Origin of the sequence: Pyrobaculum sp. (assembly GCF_049971835.1) — an archaeon.
Lineage (GTDB): Archaea > Thermoproteota > Thermoprotei > Thermoproteales > Thermoproteaceae > Pyrobaculum.
On sequence record NZ_JBMFKV010000358.1, the window covers coordinates 1 to 1,392 of the forward strand.

Annotated in this window: 2 protein-coding genes; both read left to right on the forward strand. The window is 50.2% G+C overall.

The features are described from left to right. Positions 1–146 precede the first annotated feature (146 nt). Positions 147–752 carry a hypothetical protein gene (locus ACP5J3_RS14630; RefSeq protein ID WP_428496350.1) on the forward strand — a complete coding sequence of 202 codons (606 nt, stop codon included), beginning with the start codon at positions 147–149 and terminating at the stop codon, positions 750–752. Continuing rightward, a complete protein-coding gene (locus ACP5J3_RS14635; protein WP_428496351.1) occupies positions 749–1,258 on the forward strand; it encodes a hypothetical protein in 510 nt (169 codons plus the stop codon). The genes ACP5J3_RS14630 and ACP5J3_RS14635 overlap by 4 nt, the downstream gene beginning before the upstream one ends. The last annotated feature ends 134 nt before the right edge of the window (positions 1,259–1,392 follow it).

Genomic DNA, 1,392 nt, shown 5'->3' on the forward strand with positions numbered 1-1,392 from the left:
GCGCCTATAGCGCCGGGTGTCGGCAAGAATGTAACTAGGATTGACTTCTCCTTTAGGGACTACAGAGTTACTTACTGGGTTGTTCACCAGGGCGGCGTCTTGTCGATAGGTAGTGGGAATTTGCAGAATCTTAAGTCGCTGTGGCCATGCAGTCCTTAGAGTTGCTCATAATTACCTCGTTTGCGCTGGTTGCTATATTTGCCGTTGTGCCGGTTATACTTCAGCAGATATACTACTACCAAGCTCTTGTGGAGATGCGTAGCGCCTCTGCGTTTTTTAACTTGGTGGCAGACTCTCTGGAGAGCGACATGGGGGCGGCGTTCGCGCAGAGGGTTATTAACCTGCCTAGTCTGCGCTTTGGCTCGTTGAAGTACAGCGTGGCGCAGATGGGCAGGTGCGGCGGCGCGGCGGTTTTCAACACTACGTTTGTATACGAGTCGCAGTACTTGTCTGTGGCTGGTATGTTGCGGGGTGTGAACTGGGGCAAGGTGGTATACGCGCCTGACACTCCTATTGCAGTGCGGGGTTGGGGGACGTCTTTATCTATGGTGCCCCGGGTTGTTAAATACGGCGACATCGCGGTGGTGCTAAATATTACGTACACAGCGGCTCAGAGGGCTTCAGGCGTCGCCTTATATTACAACATCACGGCTCCGGTGGCTTACAACGCTGGGGACTGCGCCCTCGCGGGTGTAGATCTAAGCGGCGTGTCGAAGGTGTTGGTAGTTCCGATTAGGCTGGAGTTGCGATGAATGCTTTACAGACGGCGGTCTCTATGGCCTTCGCCGGCTTGCTCTCTGTACTGATCGCCTATATCGTAAACGTGCAGGCGCAGATGGCGTTTGATCAAGAGACTGTATCCATGGCTCAGGCCTTGGCTGATTCCGTGGCTAACCAGATAAGGGCTGGCATCTCCTCTATCACCTTGCCAAATGTTTACCGTTTTAATATGTCTATAGCGTTGCCTAGCTTCTCGCCTCCTTTCGACTCCTTCTTCTACTCAATAAAGTTGGTGAATGAAAACGACATCCTCGTTGTATACGTAAATATGACCGCGTATAGAGGCTCTGGAGTATCTAGTACATCTGTATATAAGGCGGTTTATAACATTACAAACATTAAGATCTATGCCCAAGGTACTACGCCGTTGGCCACATGTAGTCAAGGCGATTTGGTGGATCTATCTCAGCGGGGTTGTTACGTCGTGTGGCAGATGCCGGCTCCCACTTACGTAAAGTATCTAGTTTTTACAAAATAGCTTCAGCTAAGTGGGGCTATGTATGTAGCCGCGGCGTCCCTTTTTAAGATGGTGCTGTCATTGCGGGGTTTCTGTAGCTTGGACGTTTTATTTTCTGCTAAAATTTACGTACTGGGCTATTTTGTCTTTACTAG